The sequence below is a fragment of the Aeromicrobium sp. Leaf245 genome (genome assembly GCF_942548115.1).
Taxonomy (GTDB): Bacteria; Actinomycetota; Actinomycetes; order Propionibacteriales; family Nocardioidaceae; genus Aeromicrobium.
Genome location: NZ_OW824151.1, coordinates 2,684,410 through 2,711,002, shown reverse-complemented (window position 1 = coordinate 2,711,002; position 26,593 = coordinate 2,684,410). Strand labels below are relative to the sequence as shown.

The 26,593-nt window shown below is 72.5% G+C and carries 30 protein-coding genes; 24 read left to right on the top strand and 6 right to left on the bottom strand.

Annotated features, from left to right (window positions below; all coding sequences use genetic code 11):
• Positions 1-3 precede the first annotated feature (3 nt).
• From NBW76_RS13260 to soxR, 4 genes are all read right to left on the bottom strand, one after another.
• Positions 4-318, bottom strand: a complete 315-nt coding sequence (locus tag NBW76_RS13260) for an AzlD domain-containing protein (RefSeq protein ID WP_055966904.1) — start codon at positions 316-318, stop codon at positions 4-6.
• Complete coding sequence (locus NBW76_RS13255) at positions 315-1,094, bottom strand: AzlC family ABC transporter permease (protein ID WP_235492936.1); 780 nt, start codon at positions 1,092-1,094, stop codon at positions 315-317. Before NBW76_RS13255 ends, NBW76_RS13260 begins: the two co-directional genes overlap by 4 nt.
• 33 nt (positions 1,095-1,127) lie before the next feature.
• Positions 1,128-1,595, bottom strand: coding sequence for a hypothetical protein (locus NBW76_RS13250; protein WP_156364747.1), 468 nt, complete (start codon positions 1,593-1,595; stop codon positions 1,128-1,130).
• A gap of 188 nt (positions 1,596-1,783) precedes the next feature.
• A complete protein-coding gene (soxR, locus tag NBW76_RS13245; protein ID WP_056553915.1) occupies positions 1,784-2,224 on the bottom strand; it encodes a redox-sensitive transcriptional activator SoxR in 441 nt (146 codons plus the stop codon).
• Positions 2,225-2,279: 55 nt separating this feature from the next.
• On the opposite strand from soxR, the gene NBW76_RS13240 reads away from it, so the two are divergent.
• From NBW76_RS13240 to rho, 5 genes are all read left to right on the top strand, one after another.
• The gene (locus NBW76_RS13240) at positions 2,280-3,680 is read left to right on the top strand and encodes an MFS transporter (protein ID WP_082481870.1); all 1,401 of its coding nucleotides are present in this window, start codon (positions 2,280-2,282) and stop codon (positions 3,678-3,680) included.
• Between the two features lie 81 nt (positions 3,681-3,761).
• Positions 3,762-5,081 (top strand): homoserine dehydrogenase, encoded by a 1,320-nt coding sequence (locus NBW76_RS13235; RefSeq protein ID WP_055966917.1) that lies wholly within the window; start codon positions 3,762-3,764, stop codon positions 5,079-5,081.
• A 13-nt stretch (positions 5,082-5,094) separates the two neighbouring features.
• The gene (gene thrC / locus NBW76_RS13230) at positions 5,095-6,159 is read left to right on the top strand and encodes a threonine synthase (RefSeq protein ID WP_056553921.1); all 1,065 of its coding nucleotides are present in this window, start codon (positions 5,095-5,097) and stop codon (positions 6,157-6,159) included.
• Positions 6,160-6,166: 7 nt separating this feature from the next.
• Positions 6,167-7,057 (top strand): homoserine kinase, encoded by an 891-nt coding sequence (gene thrB / locus NBW76_RS13225; protein ID WP_055966921.1) that lies wholly within the window; start codon positions 6,167-6,169, stop codon positions 7,055-7,057.
• A 186-nt stretch (positions 7,058-7,243) separates the two neighbouring features.
• Positions 7,244-9,166, top strand: coding sequence for a transcription termination factor Rho (rho, locus tag NBW76_RS13220; protein ID WP_056553924.1), 1,923 nt, complete (start codon positions 7,244-7,246; stop codon positions 9,164-9,166).
• A gap of 48 nt (positions 9,167-9,214) precedes the next feature.
• Here the strand turns inward: rho and NBW76_RS13215 are convergent, their stop codons facing one another.
• Complete coding sequence (locus tag NBW76_RS13215) at positions 9,215-10,288, bottom strand: EAL domain-containing protein (protein WP_055966927.1); 1,074 nt, start codon at positions 10,286-10,288, stop codon at positions 9,215-9,217.
• The gene (locus NBW76_RS13210) at positions 10,288-10,473 is read right to left on the bottom strand and encodes a DUF1059 domain-containing protein (RefSeq protein WP_055966930.1); all 186 of its coding nucleotides are present in this window, start codon (positions 10,471-10,473) and stop codon (positions 10,288-10,290) included. The genes NBW76_RS13215 and NBW76_RS13210 overlap by 1 nt, the downstream gene beginning before the upstream one ends.
• 165 nt (positions 10,474-10,638) lie before the next feature.
• Between NBW76_RS13210 and NBW76_RS13205 the strand changes: the two genes are divergently transcribed.
• The 19 genes from NBW76_RS13205 (at position 10,639) to NBW76_RS13115 (ending at position 26,583) form a co-directional block, all read left to right on the top strand.
• Positions 10,639-11,121, top strand: a complete 483-nt coding sequence (locus NBW76_RS13205; RefSeq protein ID WP_055966935.1) for a glutathione peroxidase — start codon at positions 10,639-10,641, stop codon at positions 11,119-11,121.
• Positions 11,122-11,293: 172 nt separating this feature from the next.
• Complete coding sequence (gene rpmE / locus NBW76_RS13200) at positions 11,294-11,500, top strand: 50S ribosomal protein L31 (RefSeq protein WP_055966938.1); 207 nt, start codon at positions 11,294-11,296, stop codon at positions 11,498-11,500.
• A 115-nt stretch (positions 11,501-11,615) separates the two neighbouring features.
• Positions 11,616-12,683 carry a peptide chain release factor 1 gene (prfA, locus tag NBW76_RS13195; RefSeq protein WP_055966941.1) on the top strand — a complete coding sequence of 356 codons (1,068 nt, stop codon included), beginning with the start codon at positions 11,616-11,618 and terminating at the stop codon, positions 12,681-12,683.
• A complete protein-coding gene (gene prmC / locus NBW76_RS13190; protein WP_369797012.1) occupies positions 12,680-13,537 on the top strand; it encodes a peptide chain release factor N(5)-glutamine methyltransferase in 858 nt (285 codons plus the stop codon). Before prfA ends, prmC begins: the two co-directional genes overlap by 4 nt.
• A gap of 198 nt (positions 13,538-13,735) precedes the next feature.
• Positions 13,736-14,587: an ABC transporter permease gene (locus tag NBW76_RS13185; protein ID WP_082481872.1), complete on the top strand. Its 852-nt coding sequence runs from the start codon at positions 13,736-13,738 to the stop codon at positions 14,585-14,587.
• On the top strand, positions 14,584-15,423 hold the full coding sequence (locus NBW76_RS13180; protein ID WP_056553928.1) for an ABC transporter permease: 840 nt from the start codon (positions 14,584-14,586) through the stop codon (positions 15,421-15,423). Before NBW76_RS13185 ends, NBW76_RS13180 begins: the two co-directional genes overlap by 4 nt.
• Before the next feature lie 7 nt (positions 15,424-15,430).
• A complete protein-coding gene (locus NBW76_RS13175; protein WP_056553931.1) occupies positions 15,431-16,660 on the top strand; it encodes an MCE family protein in 1,230 nt (409 codons plus the stop codon).
• Positions 16,657-17,661 carry an MCE family protein gene (locus NBW76_RS13170; RefSeq protein ID WP_056553934.1) on the top strand — a complete coding sequence of 335 codons (1,005 nt, stop codon included), beginning with the start codon at positions 16,657-16,659 and terminating at the stop codon, positions 17,659-17,661. The genes NBW76_RS13175 and NBW76_RS13170 overlap by 4 nt, the downstream gene beginning before the upstream one ends.
• A complete protein-coding gene (locus NBW76_RS13165) occupies positions 17,658-18,632 on the top strand; it encodes an MCE family protein (protein WP_056553936.1) in 975 nt (324 codons plus the stop codon). Before NBW76_RS13170 ends, NBW76_RS13165 begins: the two co-directional genes overlap by 4 nt.
• Positions 18,629-19,693: an MCE family protein gene (locus tag NBW76_RS13160; RefSeq protein ID WP_056553939.1), complete on the top strand. Its 1,065-nt coding sequence runs from the start codon at positions 18,629-18,631 to the stop codon at positions 19,691-19,693. Before NBW76_RS13165 ends, NBW76_RS13160 begins: the two co-directional genes overlap by 4 nt.
• Positions 19,690-20,895 (top strand): MCE family protein, encoded by a 1,206-nt coding sequence (locus NBW76_RS13155; protein WP_056553942.1) that lies wholly within the window; start codon positions 19,690-19,692, stop codon positions 20,893-20,895. The genes NBW76_RS13160 and NBW76_RS13155 overlap by 4 nt, the downstream gene beginning before the upstream one ends.
• Positions 20,892-21,983, top strand: a complete 1,092-nt coding sequence (locus tag NBW76_RS13150; RefSeq protein WP_082480768.1) for an MCE family protein — start codon at positions 20,892-20,894, stop codon at positions 21,981-21,983. The genes NBW76_RS13155 and NBW76_RS13150 overlap by 4 nt, the downstream gene beginning before the upstream one ends.
• Complete coding sequence (locus NBW76_RS13145) at positions 21,980-22,507, top strand: hypothetical protein (protein ID WP_055966969.1); 528 nt, start codon at positions 21,980-21,982, stop codon at positions 22,505-22,507. The genes NBW76_RS13150 and NBW76_RS13145 overlap by 4 nt, the downstream gene beginning before the upstream one ends.
• Before the next feature lie 72 nt (positions 22,508-22,579).
• Positions 22,580-23,065 (top strand): VTT domain-containing protein, encoded by a 486-nt coding sequence (locus tag NBW76_RS13140; RefSeq protein WP_055966973.1) that lies wholly within the window; start codon positions 22,580-22,582, stop codon positions 23,063-23,065.
• Positions 23,066-23,150: 85 nt separating this feature from the next.
• The gene (locus NBW76_RS13135; RefSeq protein WP_055966975.1) at positions 23,151-23,795 is read left to right on the top strand and encodes an L-threonylcarbamoyladenylate synthase; all 645 of its coding nucleotides are present in this window, start codon (positions 23,151-23,153) and stop codon (positions 23,793-23,795) included.
• Positions 23,788-24,915 (top strand): glycosyltransferase family 4 protein, encoded by a 1,128-nt coding sequence (locus NBW76_RS13130; RefSeq protein ID WP_056553945.1) that lies wholly within the window; start codon positions 23,788-23,790, stop codon positions 24,913-24,915. Before NBW76_RS13135 ends, NBW76_RS13130 begins: the two co-directional genes overlap by 8 nt.
• A gap of 38 nt (positions 24,916-24,953) precedes the next feature.
• Positions 24,954-25,349: a hypothetical protein gene (locus NBW76_RS13125; RefSeq protein WP_156364748.1), complete on the top strand. Its 396-nt coding sequence runs from the start codon at positions 24,954-24,956 to the stop codon at positions 25,347-25,349.
• 137 nt (positions 25,350-25,486) lie between these two features.
• Entirely contained in the window at positions 25,487-26,293 is an 807-nt protein-coding gene (atpB, locus tag NBW76_RS13120; protein ID WP_082481874.1) for a F0F1 ATP synthase subunit A, read from the top strand.
• A 77-nt stretch (positions 26,294-26,370) separates the two neighbouring features.
• Positions 26,371-26,583: an ATP synthase F0 subunit C gene (locus NBW76_RS13115; RefSeq protein WP_055966982.1), complete on the top strand. Its 213-nt coding sequence runs from the start codon at positions 26,371-26,373 to the stop codon at positions 26,581-26,583.
• The last annotated feature ends 10 nt before the right edge of the window (positions 26,584-26,593 follow it).

Genomic DNA, 26,593 nt, shown 5'->3' with positions numbered 1-26,593 from the left:
CGGCTACGGCAGCCCCGCGAGCCTGAGCAGGGCGGTGAGGACCACGGCGATGCCGATGGTCGTGATCACCGACGCGCCGCGCCAGGCCGCCACGCCGGCCGTCGCGACCCCGACGGTGTCGGCGCCGGCGTGCCACCGGTCGCCGTCGGCGAGCACGCTGGTGACCACCAGGGCGGTGAGCAGGGCGGGTGCCATGAGCACGATGACCCCCGTGAACCGCTCCGGCAGGTCCCTCCCGCCCAGCAGCACGGGTCCGACGCCCTTCACCGCGGCCGTGGCCAGGGCGAGACCGAGGATCGTCCACCACACCGTGCTCATGCCGGGTCCTGCAGGTCCGGGCCAGGGGGGCCCTGCTCCCGAGGGCCTTGATCCCGAGGGCCTTGATCCCGAGGGCCCTGATCCCGACGGCCCTGATCCCGACGGCCCTGATCCCGACGGCGCAGCCCCCACAGGGCCGCGAGCCCGGCCGCCAGCACGGGCACCCCGGGCGGGGCGAAGGGCACGAGGGCGAGGGCAAGCAGCCCGCCGACGACGGCCACGCCGAGCCGGTTCCGGTCACGCAGCTCCGGCAGCAGGATGCTGAGGAAGAACGCGGGGTAGATCGCGTCGAGCCCGAACCGCTCGAGGTCGCCGATGAGGTCGCCGCCGAACGCGCCGACCACCGTGCCGAGCTGCCAGGCCACCAGCTGGGGTGCCGTCGTCCCGAACAGCCGCCAGCGGTCGAACGTCCCGTCCCCGCGGGCGGCGACCGCCCACGACGAGTCGACGACGGCCTGGCCCTGCAGCCCGCGCCACCAGGCGCGGCCAGGCAGTGACGGTGCGAGCGCCACCCCCATGGGCAGGAACCGCGAGTTCATGAGCGTGCCTGCGGCGACCGCCGCGCCGGCCCCGCCACCGGTCGCGATCACGGCGACGGCCGCGAACTGGGCGGACCCGGCGAACACCACCAGCGACATCACGACGGCCGCAGCCAGGCTGAAGCCGGCCTCTCGGGCCACCACGCCGAACGACATCGACAGCAGGAACGAGGCGAGTCCGAACGGCACGCCGAGTCTCAGGCCCTCTCGGAAGGAGGACCGTTCGGCCGGGGTCACCGCGTCAGTCTGTCATCGGGTCGCGGCGAGCCGTCAGTCGGCGCAGATGGTCTGGGCGTAGAGCCCGGACTCCTCGTTCGACGACGCCTTGCGGCCGTCGACGTCGATGCGGCAGCGGATCGTGGCGTCGGCCGAGGTCTGGGCGCTCGCGAACACGTACGGTCCCGTTCCCTCGTAGACGCGGGTGAACACGACGTCCTCGCCGGCGGAGGTGAACGTCCGCTCCTTCTTCGCGGCGTCCACGACCGTGGCGGTGAACGGTCCGTCCGACGAGAACGTCACCCGGACGGCGACCTGGACCGCGGTGGTGGCCTCCCGGGTCCCCGTCGTGTCCTGCGCCGGAGCGGCCACGGTGGCCGGGCGGTCGGCCAGGAGTGACCGCACGTCGAGCACCGCCCAGACCAGGATCACGGCGACCACCACGATGGTCACGAGACCCACCAGGGGAATCGCCCCGAGCCCACGAAGTCGACGCTTCAGGCGGCTGGATCGAGAGGACACGCGCACAGAGTAGGCGACCGCGGGACGGCGTCGGGCCCGATCGTGGCCCTGAGTCATCGGTGGATCCGCAACATCAGGGCCCGCATCGGTGGATCCTCAACCGCAGACGGCGGTCTGCGGTTGAGGATCCACCGATGGGGGAGGAATGTGAGTGGAGGACTCGATCGGCGACGGAGGGGCCGCGTCGGTCACACGAGACCGCGGTGCGGTCCGGACCCCAGCCCGGCGAGCTCGTCGTCGTGGTTGTAGACGGCGCAGCTGCGCAGGGACAGGCAGCCGCAGCCGATGCAGCCGTCGAGGTCGTCGCGCAGGCGCTGGAGGCGCTCGATCCGTCGGTCGATGTCCTCGCGCCACCGGGCCGTGAGGCGCGCCCAGTCCCGCTTGGTGGGCGTGCGGTCGGCCGGGAGGGTCTCGAGCGCCGCACCCACCTCCGCGAGGGGGATGCCCAGTCGCTGGGAGAACTGGACGAAGGCGAGGCGACGCAGGACCTCGCGCCGGTAGCGCCGTTGGTTGCCGCTCGTCCGCGTGGCGCTGATGAGTCCACGTGACTCGTAGAAGTGCAGCGCCGACACGGCCACGCCGGAGCGCTGCGACACCTCCTGGGGCGTGAGCTGGTCGGTCGGGCGCATGAGGTCTCCTCGCTCGGCTTGACCTCAACCATACTCGAGGTTGTTGCATCAGGGCATGGCGATCGGAGCAGGGGTGGGGAGAGCGCCGACGGGGAAGCCCGTCGCGCTGTGGACGGGGCCCTTGGGCCGGACGACGGTCGGGCTCTTCGCCCTGGCGTTCCTGGTGGCCTTCGAGTCGCTGGCGGTCATCACGGTGATGCCCGAGGTGGCGCGGGACCTGGACGGGCTCGGCGCGTACGCGGTCGCCTTCGCCGCGCCGATCGCCGTGAGCATCCTGTCGCGCACCGTCGCGGTGCCGTGGATCGACCGCTCCGGCCCCGGCCCGGCCCTCGCCGGGGGCGTGGCGGTCTTCGCCCTCGGGCTCCTCGCGTGCGGGACGGCGTCGACCATGACCTGGTTCCTCGTCGGGCGCGCCGTCCAGGGCTTGGGAATGGGGGCGATCGGCGTCGGTCTGTACGTCGTGGTCGCGCGGGCCTACCCGGTCGACCTGCGGCCTCGGGCGCTCGCCGTCATGACCAGCGCATGGACGCTGCCGGCCGTGGTCGGACCAGCCATCGCGGGAGGGCTCGCCCACCTGCTCGGCTGGCGTGCCGTCTTCCTGATGGCCCCGGCCCTCGCGGTCGTGAGCCTCGCCGTCGCCTGGCGGCCCGTCCGGGACCTCGGTGGAGCCGTCGAGACCCCCGACCGGGCCGGTCCGGCCGCACGACGTGTCCCGGTGGCGGCCGCCGCGACGGCCGGCGGTGCGGTGCTCCTGCTCTCCGTCGCCGGCCAGCGCGCGGTCGCGTGGTGGCCCTACCTGCTCGTGGGCTCGGCGGTGCTGCTCGCGGGGGCGGTCCGGCAGCTCGTCCTGCCACGGACCTGGACCGGCGGACGGGGCCTGCCGTCGCTCATGGGTGCCAGGTCCCTGCTCGCCTCGGCCTACTTCGCCGCCGAGGTCTACGTGCCGCTCGCCCTCGTGGACCTGCACGACGTGCCGGTGGGCCTGGCAGGCGCCGTGCTGTCCGTGGCCGCCTTCACCTGGTTCGCCGGCGCGTGGGCCGTCTCGCGTCCTGAGCGCCTCGGTCCCTTCCTGGCGACCACGCAGCGTCGGGCCGCTCTCGGCGCCGGCGCCATCTGCCTGGGCATCCTGGCGGTGCCCCTCGTGCTGCTGCCGCAGGTCCCGGTCGTGCTCGTGGTCGCGGCCTGGGCCGTGGGCGGGTTCGGCATGGGTGCGGCGATGACGTCGTTCGTCACCGAGGTCCTGTCGCGGTCGGCGCCGGGGGAGCAGGCATCGAGCAGCGCGTCGCTGCAGACCAGCGACTCCGTTGCGGAGTCCACCGCGCTGGCGCTGGGGTCGGCGGTGTTCGAGTCCGTCGTGGTCCACGGCGTGGGCGCCGCCGTGCTCGCGGCCTTCGTGGTCCCGGTGGGCTGTGCGGTCGCCGCCCTCGTGGTCCTGCGTCGCGGCTTCACCTCCTGACGGGGGCCGTCCGTGCGGGGTCGGGTCTCACGGCGACCCACTGCGGCCCGGGGCGCGGTGCGGCGCCGATAGGCTGTCCGCGTGACTACCGCACCCGCCGCCGTCCGACCCCTCAAGGTCGCCCTGCTGGGCTGCGGCGTCGTCGGCTCCGAGGTCGCACGCCTGCTGACCCGCGACGGTGACGAGCTGGCCCGGCGGATCGGTGCGCCGATCGAGCTCGTCGGCATCGCCGTCCGGCGGCTCGGGCGCGACCGCGACCTCGACCTCCCGACCGACCTCTTCACGACCGACGCCCTCGCGCTCGTGTCCCGGGGCGACCTCGACGTCGTGATCGAGGTGATCGGGGGCATCGAGCCGGCCCGCGAGCTCATCCTCGCCGCACTCGAGCACGGAGCCTCCGTGGTCACGGCCAACAAGGCCCTGCTGGCCGAGGACGGGGCCCACCTGTTCGAGTCCGCCGAGAAGGCCGAGCGCGACATCGCCTTCGAGGCCGCCGTCGCCGGCGCCATCCCGATCGTCCGCCCCCTGCAGGAGTCCCTGGCCGGTGACGCCGTGGAGCGGGTGCTCGGGATCGTGAACGGCACGACCAACTTCATCCTCGACGCCATGACCACCACCGGGGCCGGCTTCTCCGAGGCGCTCGACGAGGCTCAGCGGCTCGGCTACGCCGAGGCCGACCCGACCGCCGACATCGAGGGCTTCGACGCCGCGGCGAAGGCCGCGATCATCGCCTCGCTGGCCTTCCACACCCGCGTCACCATCGGCGACGTGCACCGCGAGGGCATCACCGACGTGACCGCCGGCGACGTCCGCTCCGCCGACGAGATGGGCTGCGTGGTCAAGCTCCTGGCCATCTGCGAGAAGATCCAGACCCCCGACGGCCCGGCCGTCTCGGCGCGTGTCCACCCCGCGATGATCGCGAAGAGCCACCCGCTCGCCAGCGTGCGCGGCGCGTACAACGCCGTGTTCGTGGAGAGCGAGTCGGCCGGACGTCTGATGTTCTACGGCCCGGGGGCCGGGGGAGCGCCCACCGCGAGCGCGGTCCTGGGCGACGTCGTCTCGGTGGCGCGCAACCGCCGCCAGGGCGTGCACGGCCCGGGCGAGACCTCCCACGCCGACCTCGAGGTGCTCGACGTCGGCCGGGCGCGCACCCGCTACCACGTGTCGATCGACGTGGACGACCGCGCGGGCGTGCTCGCGTCCGTCGCCGACGCGTTCGCCGGCTTCGACGTCTCCATCAAGACGGTCCGCCAGGAGGGCCACGGGTCCGACGCACAGCTCGTCATCGTGACCCACGAGGCCGACGACGCCGCCCTGGCCGCCACGGTCGAGGCCGTGCGCGCGCTCGACATGGTGCGCGACGTCACCTCGGTCATGCGCGTGGAGGGTCTCGACCAGTGAAGGGAACACACTGATGGCACAGCCGTGGCGCGGAGTCGTCGAGGAGTACCGAGAGTGGCTCCCGGTCGACGAGCACACCCCTGTGATCACGCTGGGTGAGGGCGGGACACCGCTCGTGCACTCCACCTGGCTGTCGGCGCTCGTCAAGGGCGACGTCTGGCTCAAGGTCGAGGGGGACAACCCCACGGGGTCCTTCAAGGACCGTGGCATGACCGCCGCGATCTCGGTCGCGGTCGGTGAGGGCGCCAAGGCCGTGGTGTGCGCCTCGACCGGCAACACGTCGGCCTCCATGACGGCCTACGCCGCACGGGCGGGCCTGACCCCGATCGTGCTCGTCCCGCACGGCAAGATCGCCACCGGCAAGATGGCGCAGGCGGTGATGCACGGCGCCGAGGTCATCCAGGTCCGTGGGGGCTTCGACGAGTGCCTCCAGCTCTCGCGCGGGCTCGCCGAGGAGTACCCGGTCGCCCTCGTGAACTCGGTCAACCCGGTGCGTCTGCAGGGGCAGAAGACGGCGTCGTTCGAGATCGTCGACGTGCTCGGCGACGCCCCCGACCTGCACGTGCTCCCCGTCGGCAACGCCGGCAACATCTCCGCCTACTGGATGGGCTTCACCGAGTACGCCGACGCCGGCCTCGCCACGCGGCGCCCCCGCATGTGGGGCTTCCAGGCGGAGGGCGCCGCACCGATCGTGCGCGGTGCGGTGGTGCCCCGCCCCGAGACCGTCGCCACGGCCATCCGGATCGGCAACCCCGCGTCGTGGCACCTCGCGGAGGCGGCTCGGGACTCCTCCGGGGGTCGCATCGACGCCGTGAACGACGAGCAGATCCTCGACGCGCAGCGCAGGCTCGGCTCGCAGGACGGCGTGTTCGTCGAGCCGGCGTCGGCCGCGGGCGTCGCCGGTCTCCTCGCCGCCGCCGAGGCGGGCGAGGTCGAGCCGGGTCTCACCATCACGGTCACGGTGACGGGCCACGGCCTGAAGGACGTCGAGACGGCGCTGTCCGGCGTCGGCTCGGTGGTCGACTCCGTGATCGACGCCGACGTGCACGACGCCGCCGCCGCTGCCGGCCTGGCCTGAGGGCGCGATGACCTCACCCTTCGTCGACCGCCCGGTGACCGTGCGCACCCCGGCGAGCAGCGCCAACCTGGGGCCGGGCTTCGACGCCCTGGGCCTGGCCCTCGACGTGCACGACGAGCTGACCGCCGAGGTGCTGCCCGGCGACGCCCTCGAGATCGTGGTCGAGGGTGAGGGTGCCGACGAGGTGAGCCGCGACGCGGGACACCTGGTCGTCCGGTCGTTCGACGCCGCGCTCGACCTCATGGGGCTGAGGCGTCCCGGCCTTCGACTCACCTGCCGGAACGTGGTCCCCCACGGACGCGGGATGGGCTCGTCGTCCGCCGCGATCGTGGGCGGCATCGTGTTGGCGAAGGCCCTCGTCGAGGGGGTCGAGGTGCTCGACGACCGGGCCACGCTGCAGCTCGCCCACGACCTCGAGGGTCACCCCGACAACGTGGCGGCCGCGCTGCTGGGCGGCCTGACGATCGCCTGGACGGAGGGGTTCGCCGCCGAGGCGCTCCGCCTCGACGTCGCGGTCCCCGTCACCCTCTTCGTGCCGGACAGCCCGGTGTCCACCGAGGCGGCTCGCGGCCTGCTGCCCGACGCCGTGCCCCACGCCGACGCCGCCGCGAACGCGGGGCGTGCGGCCCTGCTGGTGGCGGCGCTCACCCAGGCCCCGGAGCGGCTCGCGGCGGCCACCGAGGACCTCCTGCACCAGCAGTACCGGGCGTCCGCGATGCCCGACTCCTACCAGCTCGTGCGGAGCCTGCGCGTCGACGGTGTGCCGGCGGTCATCTCGGGTGCCGGGCCCACCGTGCTCGCCTTCGCGCGTGGTGTCGCCCAGGCCTGCCCCGACGGCTGGCGCGTGCTCGAGGTCGAGGTCGCGGACCGAGGTGCGCACGTCGTCGACGCCCCCTGACCCGCACGGGAGCGCGTGATCGGGGCAGGACGCCGGGGACCGGCAGCGCTGCTAGAGTGACGATCGTCGGTGTGGAGTCCGCTCCCCGACACCGTTGTTCGATCACCCGCCGTCGGCGGGTGGCCGTGGTGCCCCGGTCTTCGCCGGGAGAGTGCCCGGCGCCCCTCCCACCCAGGAAGCTCTCACGTGACCGACTCCCCGAACGACCAGGCTGCGCCCGACACCTCCGGTGCCGCGGCTGAACCGACCACCAAGCCCGCCCGCCGTGCGGGCGGCGCGCTCGGCGGCAAGGTGCTCGCCGAGCTGCGCGAGATCGCGTCCGGTCTCGGCATCGCCGACGCCGCCAAGCTGCGCAAGGGCGAGCTGATCGACGCCATCAAGCAGGCCCGTGGCGAGACGGCCACCAGCGCGGTCCAGGCCGCACCGGTCGAGGCTCCCGCAGTCGAGGCGAAGGACGAGCGCGGACCGCGGACCCGGGCCGGTGCGCGCCGTGAGCCCGCGACGGAGCAGACGCCGACCGAGGAGCAGGACCGCCGTGGCCAGGACGACGCCCCTCAGGGCGGTGCCCCCCACGAACAGGGCGCTCCCCAGGACCAGGACGGCAGGAAGCGTGACGGCCAGCGGGCCCAGGGCGCCCCGAAGAAGCAGGACGCCCCGAAGAACCAGGACGGGCAGAAGAACGACGGCCAGAAGAACCAGGACGGCCCGAAGCAGGGCGGCCGCGGGCAGGGCCAGGACGATGCCCAGCGCTCCGGCGGACCGAAGAACCAGGGCGCGAAGAACCAGAACGACAAGAACCAGAACGACAAGAACCAGAACGACAAGAACCAGAGCGACAAGGGCCAGAACGACCGGGGCCAGAACGACAAGAACCAGAACGACCGGGGCCAGAACGACGTCGACGACGAGAACGGTGGTCGCCGCCGCAACCGACGCGGCCGCAACCGTGGCGGCCGAGGCGCCGACGGCGAGCCCACCTACGCCGACGACGACGTGCTGGTCCCCGCGGCCGGCATCCTCGACATCCTCGACAACTACGCCTTCGTGCGCACCACGGGCTACCTGCCCAGCGAGAACGACGTGTACGTGTCCCTGTCGATGGTGCGCAAGTGGGGTCTTCGCAAGGGCGACGCCGTCACCGGTCAGGTGCGCCAGCCCCGTGAGGGGGAGCGCAAGGAGAAGTTCAACCCCATGGTGCGGGTCGACACGGTCAACGGGATGCCCCTGGAGGACGCTCGTGGCCGGGTCGAGTTCGCCGGTCTGACCCCGGTGCACCCCGACGAACGTCTGCGCCTGGAGACCGACCCGACGCTGGTCACGACGCGGCTGGTCGACCTCTTCGCGCCGATCGGCAAGGGTCAGCGCAGCCTCGTCGTCGCGCCGCCGCGGGCCGGCCGCACCACCCTCGTGCGCGCGGCCGCCGAGGCCGTCACGACGAACAACCCCGAGTGCCACCTCATGGTGGTGCTCGTCGACGAGCGGCCCGAGGAGGTCACGCAGCTGCAGCGTGCGGTGAAGGGCGAGGTCATCGCCTCCACCTTCGACCGGCCGGCCACCGACCACACGATCGTCGCCGAGCTCGCCGTCGAGCGGGCCAAGCGTCTGGTCGAGCTCGGTCACGACGTCGTGGTGCTGCTGGACTCCATCACGCGGCTCGGTCGCGCCTACCACCAGGCGACGCCGGCTTCCGGACGGGTGACCGCGGGCGTCGACGCGTCGGCCCTGCACCCGGTCAAGGCGCTCTTCGGGGCCGCCCGCAACGCCGAGGACGGTGGATCGCTCACCATCGTCGCCACCGCCCTCGTCGAGACCGGCTCGGCCGTGGACGAGACGGTGCTCGAGGAGCTCGACGGTGCGGCCAACAGCACGCTGCGGCTCGTCGTCGACGACCGCGGGACGGTCTTCCCGGCCGTCGACGTCATCGCCTCGCGGACCCACCACGAGGAGCTGCTCCTCGACCCGCAGGAGCTCGAGATCGTCGCCGGGCTGCGTCGCGCCCTGGCCGGTCGCGAGCCGCGCGAGGCCCTCGACGCCGTGGCCGAGCGGCTCGGTGCGACCGGGAGCAACGGGGAGCTGCTGCTCCAGCTCTCGCGCACGCCGCTGGCTTGAGCACCGGTCGTCGGTCGGGCGGGCTCGCGGATGCGTCCGCGAGCCCGCTCAGGCCCGGCCGGCCAGGTGGGTCATGAGGTCCTCCAGGTGGAGGACGCCGAGGAACCCGCCCGCGGAGTCGGTGCACGCCAGCGGCCCGAACCGGGTGCTGCGCGGGCGTGCCATCGCCCGGGCGACGGCGTCGCCGAGCGGGGTGTCCACGTGCACGGCCAGCACGTCGCTGGACTGCCACCGCCCGTGGTCGTCCTTGATCAGGACCGCGTGCGGACGCCGGTGCTCGTCGACGGCGACGACGACCTCGAAGCCGACCGTCTCCGCCAGCACCGATCGGGCCGAGCCGACGTCGTCGGTCGTGTAGGCACGGCGGACCAGGTCGCGAAGGACGCCGTCCCCGGCCGGTGCCCGGTCCCGGGGCAGGGCTCGATGAGCCTGGGGCGCGGCGCTCTGCCACACCCGTCGGGCCGGGCCGACGAGCGGTCCCTGAGCCAGCGGGACGCCGAGCTCGGAGAGGGTGCGGAGCTCCGCGGCCGTGCTGACCCCCTCGGCGAGCAGCCAGGCGTCCAGCTGGGCGGCCATGGTGCCCGTCACCTCGATGGCGTCCCGCTTCTCCGCGCTGTGCTCGATCCCCTCGACCCAGGCGCGGCCGAGCCGGACGATCGAGGGACGCAAGCGGATGACGCTGCGCAGCGTGGGCTGGGCCGCCTGCTCGCCCCCGAGCGCCACGCTGGCGCCCGCCTCGCGCAGACCCTCGAGGCGGGCTGTCGGTGCGGCGCCCACGTCCTCGGGGACGGCGCGCAGGTCCAGCACCACGCCGGACAGGTCGCCGCGTGACGTCAGGACCGACATGAGCGCCGGGTCGTCGAGGTCGCCGGGGCCCCCGTCGCCCAGCCCCAGGGGGACGGTCAGGAACGTGTCGGGGGGCAACGTCGCCGCGGCCGCGAGAGCGGCGGTCATGATCGAGCACGGGTCGTCGACGACGTCCTGCGACCGGCGTGCGCCCACCGGGGAGGCCACCGTCTGGTAGCCGGCCACCACGCCGCGCGCGAGGTCGAGGATCGGACTGAAGGCGACGTCGGCATCGATCCGCTGGGGCGTCGAGACGACCCAGGGTGCGACGGACATCAGACGGGTGCGGGTGTGGTGCGGATCGAGGCCCGGACCGCCGCGACCAGCTCGGCCGGGACCTCCACCAGGCCGTGGACCGCCGCAGCGTGGTCGGCCACGCGCGCGAGGACGGCCTCGTCGGACGGCTCCTCCCACCGGGCGGTGCACCCGGGGACGACGTCCCCACAGGCGAACGACTTCATGACGACTCCCTCGTCCCGGCGTCCCTGCTGGATGGCTCCCCATCCACCGCCGTGCCGACATCGTAGGGCGGGGTGCGCCGCCTCGTCGGGCTTTCGCGGGATCAGGAGGTGTGTGCAGGATCGAGGACTCCTGCGGCGCTCGGGCCGTGAACCTAGGATGAGCGCGTGACCACTGCATACGACTTCACCGCGAACGCGATCGACGGAACCCCGCGCGAGCTCGCCGACTACCGGGGCAAGGTGCTGCTCGTCGTGAACACGGCGACCCAGTGCGGCTTCACACCACAGCTGGCCGGCCTGGAGGAGCTCTACGCGAGCTACGCCGACCGCGGCCTCGTGGTGCTGGGCTTCCCGTGCGACCAGTTCGGCGGGCAGAACCCCGACTCCGACGACGACACCGCCGCCTTCTGCGAGCGGAACTACGGGGTCAGCTTCCCGATGTTCTCGCAGGTCGAGGTCAACGGCGACGACGCGCACCCGCTCTACCAGTGGCTGCGCAGCGAGAAGAGCGGGTTCGCCGGGAACAAGATCAAGTGGAACTTCACCAAGTTCCTCATCGACACCGAGGGCAACGTGGTCAAGCGGTACGGCTCGACCACCAAGCCCGAGAAGATCGCCTCCGACATCGAGGCCCTGCTCGCCTCCTGAGCGGGTCCTCCACCCCACGCACCGGCGGGCGCGGCGCGCCGGTCACGGGCATCGGGGTGGGGAACAGACGGGGCACGATTTGGGTTGACCAGGGTGCCCCTGGCAGAATCCAGCCTTGGTCCTGGTTCACGGCCCGCGCCGCGGTCCGACCCAGTACCGACGAGAGGACATCATGAAGCGCGACATCCACCCCACGTACGTCGAGACTCAGGTCACCTGCACCTGCGGCAACTCGTTCACCACCCGCAGCACCGCCACCGAGGGATCCCTCCGTGCCGACGTGTGCTCGGCCTGCCACCCGTTCTACACGGGCAAGCAGAAGATCCTCGACACCGGCGGCCGCGTGGCCCGGTTCGAGAAGCGCTACGGCAAGAAGTAGCTCCTCCGACACGCCGACCCGATCCCTCGAGGGACGGGTCGGCGTCGTCGTCCCAGGGCCGCCGGCCCAGGGACCGGACGCGTCGTCGAGACGCCGAGGGCACGAGAGGATCGCCATGTTCGAGGCTGTCGAGGGCCTGGTCGCCGAGCACGCCGAGCTCGAGCGGCAGATGGCCGATCCCGCCCTGCACGCCGATGCCGGCCGTGCCAAGCGCGTCGGCCGGCGGTATGCCGAGCTCGGCGCCGTGGTGGGCACCTACCGCGAGTGGCAGCAGGCGGTCGAGGACCTGCAGGCCGCGCGTGAGCTCGAGCTCGACGACGAGGCGGCCGAGCTCGAGGCGACGCGTGCAGCCCTCGCCGAGCGGCTCCAGCGCCTGCTCGTCCCGCGGGATCCCGCCGACGGCAAGGACGTGATCCTGGAGGTCAAGGGCGGGGAGGGTGGCGAGGAGTCGGCACTCTTCGCCGCCGACCTGCTGCGCATGTACACCAGGTTCGCCGAGCGCAAGGGCTGGCGGGTCGAGATCATCGACGCCACGGAGTCCGCTCTCGGTGGCTACAAGTCGGTCACCGCCTCGGTCGCGGCGAAGGGCACGCCGGAGCCCGGTCAGGCACCGTACGCGCTGCTCAAGTTCGAGGGCGGGGTGCACCGCGTGCAGCGCGTCCCCGTCACCGAGTCGCAGGGACGGATCCACACGTCGGCGGCCGGCGTCCTGGTGCTGCCCGAGGCCGAGGACGTCGACGTCGAGATCCACGACGCCGACCTGCGCATCGACGTCTTCCGGTCCTCCGGCCCGGGTGGTCAGAGCGTGAACACGACCGACTCGGCGGTGCGCATCACCCACCTGCCGTCGGGCCTCGTGGTGAGCTGCCAGAACGAGAAGAGCCAGCTGCAGAACAAGGAGCAGGCCCTGCGGATCCTCCGGGCGCGGCTGCTCGAGGCGGCCCAGGCCGCAGCGGACGCCGAGGCCTCGGACGCCCGCAGGTCCCAGATCCGCACCATGGACCGCTCGGAGCGGGTGCGCACCTACACCTTCCCCGAGAACCGGATCTCCGACCATCGCACCGGGTACAAGGCCTACAACCTCGATGCCGTGATGGACGGCGCGCTCGACGACGTGATCGGCTCCCTCGTGGACTCCGACCTCGCCGAACGACTCGAGTCGGTCGACGGGACGAGAGCGTGAGCCGAGTGCGCAGCCAGGCCGAGCGGCTCCTGGACGAGGCCACGGACACGCTGACGGCCGGAGGCGTCGCGTCGCCGCGGGTCGACGCCGAGATCCTGCTCGCCCACGTGACCGGGACGCCACGCGGCCTGCTCCTGACCGCACGGCCGCAGGGTCCCCAGGCGCAGGTGTACCGCGACATGGTCCAGGCGCGGGCCCGGCGGGTCCCGCTGCAGCACCTCACCGGCTCGGCCGGGTTCCGCTACGTCGACCTCGAGGTCGGCCCGGGGGTCTTCGTCCCCCGTCCCGAGACCGAGCTGCTCGCGGGGTGGGCCGTCGAGCAGGCGGCCGCCGTCGTCGCCGCACGCGAGGAGCCGCCGGTGGTCGTGGACCTCTGCACCGGCTCGGGCGCCATCGCGTTGTCGATCGTGCACGAGGTGCCGCGGGCCCGGGTGCACGCCGTCGAGCTCGACGAGGCCGCCTACGGCTGGGCCGAGCGCAACCTGGGCGACACCGGCATCGACCTTCGACTCGGGGACGCCTTCGAGGCGTTCGCGGACCTCGACGGCACCGTCGACGTGGTCGTCTGCAACCCGCCGTACATCCCGCTCGAGGCCTGGGAGAGCGTCGCCCCCGAGGCGCGCGACCACGACCCGTCGCTCGCGCTGTGGTCGGGCGACGACGGTCTCGACGCCATGCGTGCGCTCGAGCAGGCCGCGTGGCGGCTGCTGCGCCCGGGTGGCTCGGTCGGGGCCGAGCACGCCGACGCGCAGGGCGAGTCCGCCCCCGGTGTGTTCGCCGGACGTTGGTCCGACGTGCGTGACCACGTGGACCTCGCGGACCGGCCCCGCTTCCTCACCGCCCGTCGCCCCTGAGGCTCGCCCCGCCGACGGCGCTCCCGCCGTCGCCGCGGGTCCCGTGCGCTGCCGTGGGGGCCGTCCGCGACCGTCCGAACGGTCCGCTGCGCCGGGCCGTGTGACGTGACCCACGCCTTCCTGGCTCGTTCTCTTCCCCGAGAGGCCCTGAACTAGTACCTTCGTACAGGTATCATCTGCGGCGGTGAGGGAGGTCGGATGAGCGCGGACACGTCGGTGCCCCCAGGCGCGGCCTCCGGACGCCTGGCGCGCACCGCCACGGGCCTGCGTGCCTCCGGCAACGCCGGCCTCGAGACCTTCGGCGAGATGATCCTCCTCGGCCTCGGGTCCCTGCGCTTCGCCGTCGTCGACATCCTGCGCGGCCGGTTCGCCTGGCGCGAGTACGTCGAGCAGGCCTGGTTCATGACGCGCGTGGCCCTGCTGCCGACGATCCTCGTCGCGATCCCGTTCGGCGTGATCGTGGCGGTGCAGGTCGGTGCGGTCGCGTCGCAGATCGGTGCGGTCTCGTTCTCCGGGGCGGTCAACGGCATCGGCGTGCTCCGCCAGGGCGCGCCGCTCGTCACCTCGCTCCTCATGGCCGGAGCCGTCGGCTCGGCCATCTGTGCCCAGATCGGCTCGCAGACCGTGCGCGAGGAGATCGACGCCATGCGGGTCATGGGACTCAACCCGACGCAGCGCATCGTGGCACCGCGCATGGTCGCAGCGGTCACGGTCGGCCTGCTCCTCAACGTGGTGGTGGCCGCCACCGCCATGACCACCGGCTACGCGCTCAACGTCGGGTCCGGCGACGTCAGCTCGGGCACCTACATCGGGTCCTTCACGAGCTTCGCCCAGCCCTCCGACCTGCTGCTCGCCGAGGCCAAGGCCGCGATCTTCGGCTTCATCGCCACGATCGTGGCGTGCCACAAGGGTCTGTCGGCGCAGGGCGGCCCCAAGGGCGTCGCCGACGCCGTCAACGCCAGCGTGGTGATCAGCGTCATCGCCCTGGCCGTCGTCAACGTCGTGATCACCCAGGGCTACGTCATGCTCGTGCCGCAGAGGATGGCATGAGCGGCCTGGAACGCGCCGGCCGGCGCGCCATGGCGGCGCCGGGGAACGCGCTGGAGCTGATGGGGGCCCAGCTGACCTTCGTCGCGAAGGTGGTGGGGGCGATCCCCGCGACGCTGCGCACCTACCGGCTCGAGACGTTCAGGATCCTCTCCGACATCAGCTGGGGGACCGGTGCGCTGCTGGTGGGGGGCGGGACGGTCGGCGTCATGGTGCTGCTGTCCCTGTCGGCCGGGACCTCCCTGGGCATCGAGGGCTTCAACGGGCTGGAGACCATCGGCCTGGCACCTCTGACCGGCTTCGTGTCCGCGGTCGTGAACACGCGCGAGCTCGCCCCGCTCATCGCGGCGCTCGCCCTGGCCGCCCAGGTCGGCTGTCGCTTCACCGCACAGCTCGGATCGATGCGGGTGCACGAGGAGATCGACGCCCTCGCGGTCATGTCGGTCCCGCCCCTGCACTTCCTGGTCACCACCCGGCTCGTCGCGGCGATGGCGGCGATCCTTCCGCTCTACCTGATCGGGCTGGCGGGCTCGTACCTGGCGACCCAGCTCTCCGTCACGTTCATCTTCGGACAACCGCCGGGCACGTTCGAGCACTACTTCACCTCGTTCGTCGCCCTGCGCGACGTGCTGCTGTCGGTCGTGAAGATCCTGGTGTTCGCCGCTGCCGTGACGCTCATCCACTGCTGGTTCGGGTTCACCGCGAGCGGTGGGGCGCAGGGTGTCGGCGAGGCGACGGGCCGGGCGATCCGGGCCAGCATCGTCGTCGTGGTCCTGCTCGACATGGTGCTCACCCTGCTCTTCTGGGGCGGCGACCCCGGCGTCCGGATCGCGGGGTGATGCGGCGATGGACCTGACGACGATCGATCCCGACGACCCCGGCCGCGCGGTCCTCGTGCGCCGCGGCCTCGTGCTCGTGGTGCTCCTGGTGCTCGTGGGCGCGGCCCTGGCCGCGGTGTCGCGAGGTGCCCTGGCGGACGACACGACGGCGCACGCCCTCGTCGACGACGCCGGCGGGTCGCTCGTCCCGGGCTCGGACGTCAAGCTCGACGGCGTGATCGTCGGACGCGTCACCTCGATCACCCAGGAGCCGGGCACGACGGCCGACGGTGCCGACCCCTCGGTGCGGATCGACCTGCGCATCGACGAGCGGCACGCACGTGAGGTCCCGGCGCAGGTGACGGCGCGCGTGCTGCCCGCCACGGTGTTCGGCACGACCTACGTCGACCTGGTCCGACCCCGGAGCGAGCGCGGCACCCTGCGAGCCGGTGCCGCCATCGAGCAGGCCCGGGACGCCGAGACGCTCGAGCTGCAGGACACGCTCGACAGCTCCTACCGCATCCTCACCGCCGTGGAGCCGGCCGAGCTGTCGGCCACCCTGGGTGCGCTCGCGACGGCGCTCGACGGCCGCGGCGACCAGCTCGGCGGCACGATCGAGACGGTCTCCGGCTACCTCGGCCGCCTGGAGCCCCGGCTGCCGCTGCTGCGCGAGGACCTCGAGCTGTTCGCGCAGAACATGACGACGCTGGCCGAGACGTCGCCGCAGCTGCTCGACGCCACGCGCAACGCGCTCGTGACGAGCCGCACGATCGTGCAGAAGCGGGCGCAGCTCACCACGCTCCTCGCCGGGAGCAACGCCCTCGTGGGCGAGGGGCGTCGGGCGCTCGACGCCGTCGGGGACCCGTTCGTCGAGGCGCTCGACGGTGCCGCGGTCGTGGTCGACGCCATGTACGACGAGCGCGCCGGTCTGCCCGACAGCTTCACCTCGTTCGTCGACTTCGCCGCCAAGCAGGCCAAGACGTTCTCGCAGGGCTCCTACATGTCGACGAACGTCTTCATCAAGACCGGCGACGACGCGCCGTACACCGCGTCGGACTGCCCCACCTACGGGACGGCCCGCGGCCCGCGGTGCGGTGGCACGCCGGGCTCGACCGGCAGCGGCACGAACACCGCGACGCCCGCCGACGACGCCCTGGTCGCCGAGCTCCGCGACATGCTCGACGAGCTGGAGGCCGCCCCCCAGGGTGGTGTCGCCGAGCTCCTCGGGCGCCCCTACCTGGAGGGCGGCGACCGATGAGGGCCACCGTCGTCAAGCTCGTCACCTTCGCCACCGTGTGCGTGCTCGTCCTCGTGGTGCTCGCGAACACGATGCTGAACAGGACGGAGGGGACCACCCGGACCTACGTGGCGGACTTCACCTCGGTCAGCGGGCTGCGCGTCGGCGACGACGTGCGCGCCGCCGGTGTCCGGGTCGGTCGCGTCGACGGCATCGAGCTCGTCGGTGGTGACACCGCCCGCGTGCGGGTGTCCGTGGGGGAGGGGCAGCGTCTGACCGACACCACGGGCATGGTGATCCGCTACCAGAACCTGCTCGGCCAGCGGTACCTGGCGCTGCTGCCCGGCCGTGAGCGGGGCACGGCCCTGGAGCCGGGCAGCGTCGTCCCGACGTCGCGCACGAGCGCCGGCTTCGACCTCACCGCGCTGCTCAACGGCTTCGAGCCGCTCTTCGAGACGCTCCGGCCCGAGGACGTGAACCAGCTCGCGGAGTCGGTGGTCAAGGTGCTCCAGGGGGAGGGCGGCACGGTGGAGAGCCTGCTCGACGAGACGGCGACGCTCACGCGCAACCTTGCCGACAAGGACGCGGTCGTCACCGACGTCCTCACCCACCTCACCCCGGTGCTCGAGAACCTCGTCGACCGCGAGGACGACCTCACCGCCACGGTCGGGGAGCTGCGGGCGCTGATGACCGGCCTGGCCGAGCAGCGCACCACGATCGGTGAGTCCATCGACGGCATCTCCGAGCTCTCCCGGGTCACGGCCGACCTCGTCGAGGACACCCGCCCCGACGTCGCCCGGGTGACGACGGCGCTGCGCACCACCGCGGCGCTGTTCGCCGACAACATGGGCGAGCTGCAGACCATGCTGGCCGCCGTGCCGACCGCCACCGGCGCGTTCGCCCGACCGATGTCCTACGGCACCTGGCTCAACATGTACATCTGCAACCTCGGGGTGGAGGTCGGTGGTGAGCTGATCAACCTCGGCTCCACCGACGGCCCCTACTCGGAGGTCTGCCGATGAGCGATCGACGGACGCACGCACGCCGCGTCGGCATGGTCGGGGTCGTCGGACTGGGGGTCCTCGGCCTGCTCGTCCTGGCGCTCAGCGTCATCCCGTTCGGCCAGCGCACGTACACCGCCGAGCTCGAGCACACGGCCGGCCTGCGGGTCGGCGAGGAGGTCCAGGTCGCCGGCGTCGGCGTGGGGGAGGTGACCGGGATCCGACTGGCGAAGGATCGCGTGGTCGTGACCTTCACCGCCGACCGCGACGTGCGGCTCGGTCGGTCCACGGGGGTCGCCGTCAAGGTCGCGACGCTGCTCGGGAGCCACTTCCTCGAGGTGGCACCGCGCGGCACCGGTGACCTCGCCGACGCCAGGATCCCGCTCGCGCGGACCTCGGTGCCCTACAACCTGCAGGACGTCGTCGACGCCTCGACCGACGCGCTGCAGACGCTCGACGCCGAGGGTCTGGCCCGCTCCATGAACGTCATGGCCGACGTGCTCGGTCGCACCCCCGACGAGACGAGGGCCGCGGTCGAGGGCGTGGCCGACCTCGCGCGCGTCGCGTCGCGGCGCAGCGACCAGCTGTCCCGTCTCCTGGCGGCCAGCAACGACGTGACGGGCACGCTCAACCGCAACGCCGACGCCGTGCTCGACCTGCTGGAGCAGTCGACGCTCGTGCTCGGCGAGCTGACCTCCCGTCGTGAGGTGATCGACCAGATGCTGTCCGACGCGCTGCGCATGGCCGTGCAGGTGCGCGGTCTGCTCGACGACACCGAGGAGGACCTCGACCCGATGCTGCGCGACCTCACCACCGCTCTCGACGGTCTCGAGGACGCCCGCGACGACGTGACGAAGGCCCTGTCGTCGTTGGCCACGATGACGAAGTACGTCGCCAACGCCTCGGGCAACGGACCCTGGCTCGACCTGCACGTGCCGGTCGCCATCAACGACAACCTCGCGTGCCTCGCGAGCCCGGACGAGTGCTCATGAGGACCCGACGGTGGTGGCGGGCCCTCCTGCCCGTGCTCGTGGTGGCGCTCGTGGCCCCGCTGCTCTCGAGCTGCGTCGGCTCCGGTGGCCGGACCGTGACCGTGCAGCTGCGCGACGCCGCAGGACTCTTCGAGGGCAACGACGTCGGCGTGCTGGGGGTGCGGGTCGGTGAGGTCGTCGAGGTGCGCCCCCGCGGCGGGCACGTCGACGTCACCCTGCGTCTGGACGACGGGATCGACGTCCCGGCCGACGCCGCCGCGGTGGTGGTGTCGCGGTCGGTCGCCACGGATCGCTACGTCGAGCTCACACCGGTCTACCGCGACGGAGCGACGCTGGGCGACGGCGACGTGATCCCCCTGGAACGGACGCGGACACCGGTCGAGTTCGACGAGCTGCTCTCGACGCTGGAGTCCACGTCGTCGGCCCTGGGCGCGGACGGTGGGGACGCGCTCAACGGCCTGCTGACGTCGTCGGCGGCCAACCTCGACGGGAACGGTGGCGCGATCCGCGACGGGCTGGCCGGGATGGCCGACGTGCTGGGCACCATCGACGCCCAGCTGGGCGACGTCGAGGGCACGATCACCGGGCTCGACCAGCTGACGACGGCGGTGGCGAACGACGACCAGGTGGTCCGGCAGTTCGTGGACCAGGTCGCCGAGGCCACCACGATGCTCGATGAGCAGCACGAGTCGATCGAGGCGACGTTCGACGCCGTCACGGCCATGGTGCGCGAGGTCGGCATCGTGGTGCGCGACCAGCGCGGGCGGATCAGCTCGCAGATGGACGACTTCGTGGCGCTCGCCCAGGACCTCGCCGACCACCAGGCCGAGTACGAGCAGCTCCTCGACACCGGCCCGCTCATGCTGCAGAACCTGGTCCGGGCGATCGACGAGAACGACCGGCTCAGCTTCCGCACCCGTCCGCTCGACCTCGTGCCCGGCAGGACGGTGGTCGCCGACCTCTGCGAGCGCGCGCCGCAGGACGCGTGCGAGCGACTGGGCCTGCTCGACCTCCCGCTGTGGACCGTCCTGCTGACGCTGGCGGGGGTGAGCGAGGGATGACCTCCTCGACGCGCCGCCTGGGCCGTGCCGTGGTGGGCGTGCTGCTGGCCGTGGCCCTGGCCGGGTGCAGCACCACGGCCTCGGACCTGCCGCTCCCCGGGAGCCGACTGGGCGGCGACTCCTACCCGTTGTCGGCGGAGTTCGACGACGCGCTCAACCTCGCGGTCGGCGCGCCGGTCAAGAGCGGCGGTGTGCTGGTCGGGCGCGTGCGGGAGATCTCGGTCCGTGACTTCCGGGCCCGCGTCACGATGGACGTGCTCGCGGACCGTCGGCTCCGTCAGGGCACCACGGTGCGGCTGCGCGCCACGACGCCGCTCGGTGAGCTCTTCGTCGACGTCGGCGAGGAGGGCGCGGACGGTCCGTTCCTGGCGCCGGGCTCCGTGCTGGCCGCGGGCGACGCGTCGAGCGCGCCCACCATCGAGGACACCATGTCGGCCGCCTCGATGCTCATCAACGGTGGTGGGCTCGGCCAGGTCCAGACCATCGTCGAGGAGGCCAACGCGGCACTCGGGGGCCGCGAACCGGCCGTGCGCACCGCGCTGCGCAGGATGGCGGGGACGGCGTCGGCCCTCAACGCCTCCGACGACGAGCTCGATTCCGCCCTCACCGCCCTGGCCGAGGTCTCGCGGGTCCTCGACGAGCGCGAGGACGTGGTCGACGCGGCCCTGACCGACCTTCGCCCGGCCGCCGAGGTCGTCCGGGAGAACACCGACGAGCTCGTGGACCTGCTCAGCGGGATCGACCGGCTCGGCGCCGACGTCGTGGACGTGGTCGGCCGCTCGCGCGACGACCTCACCACGGTGCTCGCCCAGGCGGGGCCGGTGTTCGAGTCGCTCAACACGACGGCGGACGAGTTCGAGCCGGGCCTGCGGACCCTCGTGGGCTTCTCGAGGCTCATCGACGAGGCGGTGCCGGCGGAGTACCTCAACACGTACCTGTACTTCCAGACCTCCGTGAGCGTCGGGCTGCCGTCGTTGCCAGGGGTGGGCGACCTCGACCTGCCGCGGATCGAGTCCCCCGGGACGGACGGGCTGTCCGGGGACGGGCTGGTCGACGGGATCGAGTCGTTGGTCGGGTCGCTCCCGGGCCTCGGCCGCATCGTGCCCCCGAGCGGCGCCTCCTCGGGATCGGGCGCCGACGCCTCGAGCGGCGGCGGTCTCACCGGACTGGGTCTCGACGGACTGCTGGGAGCCGCGCGATGAGCCGTCCGATGCCCATGAGGTACCGCACGAGCGCGTTCGCGCTGCTCGCCGTGCTGGTCCTGGTCTCGATGCACCTCTACACCTCCGTCCTGGGCGGGACGGTCGGTCAGCGCCAGGATCGCGTGGAGGTCGACCTCGCCACGACCGGCGGTCTGTTCGAAGGGTCGGGCGTCACCTATCGCGGGGTGCGCATCGGGAAGGTCGACACCGTCCGCGCCCAGGGGTCCGGAGCCGTCGCGACCCTGTCGCTCGACCCCGGTGCCCAGGTCCCGGCCACGGCCAGGGCGGTCGTGCGCTCGCTCTCCCCGGCCGGTGAGCAGTTCCTCGACCTGCAGCCGGAGCAGCACCGCGCACCGTGGCTGGACGACGGCGACCGCATCGCGGCGTCGGCGACCACCACGCCGACGACGGTCGCACAGACCCTGCGCTCGGTCGACGACCTCATGTCCGACGTCGACACCGCCGCCCTGCGGACCACGCTGCGGGAGCTGCGCGTGGCCTTCGAGGACCCCGACGACCTGCGCCGTGTCCTCGACTCCGGCTCGCGGATCGTCGAGACCCTCGACCGCACGTGGCCGGAGACCGAGCGGCTCCTGGTCAACGGACGCACGGTGCTGCGGACCGGGGTGGACGTGGAGGACGAGTTCCGCGAGTTCGCGCGGTCCGCCGAGTCGTTCACCGCCTGGCTCGCCGACTACGACCCGACCCTCCGCACCAGCATCGAGACCCTCCCGGCGCGGGTCCAGGACCTGAGGGAGCTCACGTCGCTCGTCGCGCTCAAGCTGCCGCGGGTGCTCGACGAGATGATCGTCTTCGCCGACATGACGATCCCGCGCGACCAGCACCTGCGCGAGCTGCTCCGGGTGTTCCCCAGCGGGTTCGACCGGTTCGCCGAGGCCGTGAAGGGCGGGCGACTCCAGACCAACATGCTGGTCTCGCCCGGTGGGGTGTGCTCCTACGGCGTCGCCGACCCGAGCCCCAAGCACGCGGAGCGCCGGCCGATCGATCCGGACCGCTCGTGCCCGACGACGTTCGGCGGCCAGCAGCGCGGGTCGTCCAACGCGCCCCTGCCGCAGGACCGACGGTGACGACCTCGCGCGGCAGTGCCGTGGAACGCCTGTCGTCGGGCGGGGACCGGCGGGTGCGTGTCGTGGCCCTCGCGCTGGCGGTGGCGCTGCTTGCCTCGGTCGTCGGTGCGGCGTGGCTCGTCCTGTCCGGTCGCTCGGCACAGCAGCGTGCGGACGCCGCGGCGGAGGCCACGGCCGTGGCGCGCGACCGCGCCGTCCAGCTCACGAGCTACACCGGCGAGACCTTCGACGCCGACACGGCGTGGGCGCGCACCGGCGCGACCCCGCAGTTCGCGCGGGAGTACGCCGAGGCGAACGAGCCCGTCGCCCAGGTGGCGCGCCGGGTCGAGGCCCGTGCGGTCGGCGACGTCGTCGAGGCGGTCGGCAGGGCCGTCTCCGCCGACGAGGTCGAGGTGCTGCTGTTCGTCGACCAGACCATCACCCGCGGCAGCGACGGCACCCAGCGCACCGAGCGGAGCCGGGTGGTCATGACCATGGTCCGCCAGGACGGTGCCTGGCTGGTCGGCGACGTCGTGCTGCGCTGACCCGGCGCGCCGGGAGGTCCTCGGCGACGGGTGTGCTCGCAGGGCGTCCGCCTGCCGATAGGCTCCCGGACCATGGCAGTCGTCCTGGTCCACGCGGCCGCCTTCGCCTTCGGCGTGGGCTCGGCGATCCTGCCGATGTTCCTCAACGCCGAGATCTACGTGCTGAGCCTCGGCGCCCTCGTCGACAGCCGGTTCGACCTCGCCCTGGTCATCCTCACGCTCGGCGTCGGCACGGTGGTCGGCAAGGCGATCGTGTTCCAGCTGGTGCGCACCGGGTCCGCCCGCTACCGCAAGCAGGCCGAGCGCCGACCGCCGCGGAACCGGGTGACCGCGTGGCTGCGCCGTACCGGCGACCTCCTGCTCACCTGGCTCGACCGCCCCGTGGCCGGTGCGGCCACGGTGTTCCTGTCGGCGCTCGCCGCCGTGCCGCCGCTCGCGGTCGTGACGCTGCTCGCCCCGCTGTCCCGCCAGCGGCTCTGGGTCTTCCTCGCCATGGTCTTCCTGGGTCGGACCATCCAGTTCCTCGCCATCGCCTTCGTCATCCACGGTGTGCTGTGAGGCCCTGGGCAGACGGCGTGTCGGACGGCGTGGGCAGACCGCGTGGGCGCTGCGTCGGCGCTGGCGCGGCCGTTAGGGTGTCCCGGTGAGGTACGACTGCGCCGACGAGGAGACACGCCAGACCGGGATCGACGCCGCCCAGGGCGTGCTCGAGTCCGGTGAGCTGGTCGTGGTGCCCACCGACACGGTGTACGGGCTCGCCGCCGACGCGTTCTCGCCCGAGGCCGTGCAGCGCCTGCTCGACGCCAAGGGCCGGACGAGGCAGATGCCTCCGCCCGTGCTCGTGGGCGCCCCCACGACCCTCGAGGCGCTCGCCACCGACGTCCCCGGATGGCTCCGGTCCATGACCACCGAGCTCTGGCCCGGGCCGCTCACGATCATCTGCCGTCAGCAGCCGTCCCTCACGTGGGACCTGGGCGAGACGCACCACACCGTGGCCGTGCGGATGCCGGACCACCCCGTCGCTCTCACGCTGCTCAAGCAGACGGGCCCGCTCGCGGTGAGCAGCGCGAACCTCACCGGCGAGCCCGCCGCCGTCACCGTCGACGACGCCGAGCGCATGCTGGGCGACGCGGTGGCCGTCTACCTCGACGCCGGGACCAGCCCCGGCGGCACCGCCTCCACGATCCTCGACGTGACCGGCAGCTCGCCACGCATCCTGCGCGAGGGACCGGTCACCCTCGACGTCCTCCACCGCTACAACAACACCGTGGAGCCGTTCGGTGCGTGAGTACCTCGTCGTCTTCGGGGTCGCCCTCGGGGTGACCTACCTCCTCGCCTCGATCGCGCGGATGCTCGCGGTGCGCTTCGGGGCCGTGGCCCGCGTGCGCGACCGCGACGTCCACGCCATCCCCACCCCGTACTTCGGCGGCCCCGCGATGCTCGGCGGGCTCGTGTCGGCCTACCTCGTGGCGACCCACCTGCCGTTCCTGTCGCGCAACGACGACGCGGTCTTCGGCGACGCCCAGGCGGTCATCGTCGGGGGAGCGGTGATCTGCGTCGTGGGCGTGATCGACGACCTGTTCGAGCTCGACGCCCTCAGCAAGTTCGCCGGCCAGGTGCTCGCCGGGGTCGTGGTGGTGGCCATGGGGGTGCAGTTCCTGTACCTGCCGCTCTACAACAACTACCTGGGTCTGGACAACGCGCAGTCGATCATCTTCACGGTGCTGCTGATCGTCACCACGGCCAACGCGGTGAACTTCGTCGACGGCCTCGACGGCCTCGCTGCCGGCATGGTCGCGATCGGCGCCGTCGCGTTCTTCTCGTACGCGTTCTCGCTCGCCGTGGTCAACGGCGAGACGCGCGCCATCGCCGCCGCCCTCCTGACCGCGGCGCTGGCCGGGGCGTGCATCGGGATCCTGCCGCACAACTTCTTCCCGGCCCGGATGTTCATCGGCGACTCCGGCTCGATGCTCATCGGCTTCATGCTCGCCTGCTCCTCGATCAGCCTCACGGGCCAGTTCCCGGCCACGAGCCTCTCCGAGGGCGTGGGCGGGGGAGCGGCGAGCTTCCTGCCCGCCCTGCTGCCGCTGTTCCTGCCGTTCGCGATCCTGCTCGTCCCCTTCCTCGACCTGGCGCTCGCCGTGGTGCGCCGCACCCGGGCCGGGCGCTCCCCGTTCAGCCCGGACAAGATGCACATCCACCACCGGCTGCTCGAGATCGGCCACTCGCACCGCCGTGCCGTGCTGCTCATGTACGCGGCGGCCGGGCTCGTGGCGTTCGGCAGCGTCGTGGTGAGCCTGTTCAGCGGGTGGCAGTCGATCGTCGGATTCGTCGTGCTCGCCCTGCTCACGGCCGCCTCGGCCTTCGTGCTGCCTCGGTTCGAGGGTCGCGTGTGGAACCGCCCGTGAGCGGCTCGGCTCCGGACCCACGGCCCACCGTCCGGCGGGTGGTCCCCGTCGCGGTCCCGATGGTGGTCGCCGTGCTGCTGTGCGCGACGGTCGCCGGCGCCACCCACGGGTGGCCGGGGGTGCTCGGCGCCATCCTCGCCGGGATCGTGGTGGTGGCCTTCCTCGGCTCCACGCCGCTGGTGATGAACCCGGTCGCGCGCTCGAGCCCGGTGCTCGCCCTGCCCGCGGCGGTGCTGTTCTTCCTCGTCAAGGCGTTCGCCGCCATGGCGGTGCTGCTGCTGCTCTTCGACGTCGGTGGGGTGGCCGAGCACGTCGACCGCCGTGCCTTCGGCCTGTCCGCCGTGGTGTGCAGCCTGGTGTGGACGGCCCTGCAGGTCCGGGCGTTCCGCCGCCGTCGAGTCCTCACGTATGACCTGGACGACACCCCGTCGTGACCTCCTGGTAGCCTCTCGAGTGCGTCGAAGCCCAGCCGGTTCCCGGTCGGTCACGACGTGAACGATGACGCTGGCCGTATGCCGGATCGCCGACTTCCCAGTCGGAATCGACCGCGCCATGAGACAAAGGTGACCGAGTGACCCTCGCCTCGACCGCCCTGGCGGCTGCCGCTGACGGCCCGCCGCAGCCCGGCCCCGGGAGCTTCCTGCTCCCGCCGACGTTCACGATCGGCGGCTGGGAGGTCAACAAGCCCGAGCTCTTCCTCGTCTTCTCCATCGTCATCGTCTTCGGCTTCGCGTATGCGACGAGCCGCAAGGCCGCGGTGGTCCCCGGCCGACTGCAGTTCGCCGGCGAGTACGTCTACGGCTTCATCCGCAACGGCATCGCCCGCGACAACATCGGCAGCCAGGACTTCATGAAGTACGTGCCGTACCTGTTCACGGTCTTCCTGTTCGTGCTGGTGAACAACTTCTACGGCGTGATCCCGGTCATCCAGTTCCCGTCGATGTCGAAGTTCGGCTTCCCGGTGGCCCTGGCCCTCGTCACCTGGCTGATCTACAACGTCGCGGGCATCGGCAAGCACGGCTTCTTCGGCTACCTCAAGCACCAGACCGTGCCGGCCGGGGCCAAGGGCCCCATCCTGCTGGCCCTGGTGCCGCTGGAGTTCCTCTCCAACATCATCGTGCGACCGTTCACGCTCGCGCTGCGACTCTTCGCGACCATGTTCGCGGGGCACCTGCTGATCCTGCTGTTCTCGCTCGGCGCCGCGTACCTGGTGACCGACTACGCGAACGCCGCCATCGGCATCCCCGCCGGGATCGTGTCCTTCCTGCTCGGCATCGGGGTCAGCTTCCTCGACATGCTGATCATGTTCCTGCAGGCCTACGTCTTCACGCTGCTGACCGCGATGTACATCGGCAGCGCGATCGCCGACGAGCACTGAGCTCGCTCGGTACCACCTGACCACCTCTCGACCCGCACCCGACGCCTCCTGCGTCACCACGAAAGGAAAGAACCGTCATGACTGGTTCCATCGCCACCGTCGGCCTCGGACTGGCCGCTGTCGGCCCGGCCATCGCCGTCGGCCTGATCTTCGCCGCCTACGTCACGGGCGTCGCCCGTCAGCCCGAGGCGCAGGGCAAGCTCCAGGGCATCGCGATCTTCGGCTTCGTCCTCGCTGAGCAGTTCTTCATCATCGCGCTGGCCCTGGCCTTCGTCTTCGGCTACAACTGATCCTCGCTAA

Coding starts and splice junctions, on each gene's coding strand:
- NBW76_RS13260 (WP_055966904.1), bottom strand. CDS start 318: ATGAGCACGGTGTGGTGGACGATCCTCGGTCTCGCCCTGGCCACGGCC.
- soxR (WP_056553915.1), bottom strand. CDS start 2,224: ATGCGCCCGACCGACCAGCTCACGCCCCAGGAGGTGTCGCAGCGCTCC.
- NBW76_RS13240 (WP_082481870.1), top strand. CDS start 2,280: ATGGCGATCGGAGCAGGGGTGGGGAGAGCGCCGACGGGGAAGCCCGTC.
- thrC (WP_056553921.1), top strand. CDS start 5,095: ATGGCACAGCCGTGGCGCGGAGTCGTCGAGGAGTACCGAGAGTGGCTC.
- thrB (WP_055966921.1), top strand. CDS start 6,167: ATGACCTCACCCTTCGTCGACCGCCCGGTGACCGTGCGCACCCCGGCG.
- NBW76_RS13215 (WP_055966927.1), bottom strand. CDS start 10,288: ATGTCCGTCGCACCCTGGGTCGTCTCGACGCCCCAGCGGATCGATGCC.
- NBW76_RS13210 (WP_055966930.1), bottom strand. CDS start 10,473: ATGAAGTCGTTCGCCTGTGGGGACGTCGTCCCCGGGTGCACCGCCCGG.
- rpmE (WP_055966938.1), top strand. CDS start 11,294: ATGAAGCGCGACATCCACCCCACGTACGTCGAGACTCAGGTCACCTGC.
- prfA (WP_055966941.1), top strand. CDS start 11,616: ATGTTCGAGGCTGTCGAGGGCCTGGTCGCCGAGCACGCCGAGCTCGAG.
- NBW76_RS13185 (WP_082481872.1), top strand. CDS start 13,736: ATGAGCGCGGACACGTCGGTGCCCCCAGGCGCGGCCTCCGGACGCCTG.
- NBW76_RS13180 (WP_056553928.1), top strand. CDS start 14,584: ATGAGCGGCCTGGAACGCGCCGGCCGGCGCGCCATGGCGGCGCCGGGG.
- NBW76_RS13175 (WP_056553931.1), top strand. CDS start 15,431: ATGGACCTGACGACGATCGATCCCGACGACCCCGGCCGCGCGGTCCTC.
- NBW76_RS13170 (WP_056553934.1), top strand. CDS start 16,657: ATGAGGGCCACCGTCGTCAAGCTCGTCACCTTCGCCACCGTGTGCGTG.
- NBW76_RS13165 (WP_056553936.1), top strand. CDS start 17,658: ATGAGCGATCGACGGACGCACGCACGCCGCGTCGGCATGGTCGGGGTC.
- NBW76_RS13160 (WP_056553939.1), top strand. CDS start 18,629: ATGAGGACCCGACGGTGGTGGCGGGCCCTCCTGCCCGTGCTCGTGGTG.
- NBW76_RS13155 (WP_056553942.1), top strand. CDS start 19,690: ATGACCTCCTCGACGCGCCGCCTGGGCCGTGCCGTGGTGGGCGTGCTG.
- NBW76_RS13150 (WP_082480768.1), top strand. CDS start 20,892: ATGAGCCGTCCGATGCCCATGAGGTACCGCACGAGCGCGTTCGCGCTG.
- NBW76_RS13140 (WP_055966973.1), top strand. CDS start 22,580: ATGGCAGTCGTCCTGGTCCACGCGGCCGCCTTCGCCTTCGGCGTGGGC.
- NBW76_RS13115 (WP_055966982.1), top strand. CDS start 26,371: ATGACTGGTTCCATCGCCACCGTCGGCCTCGGACTGGCCGCTGTCGGC.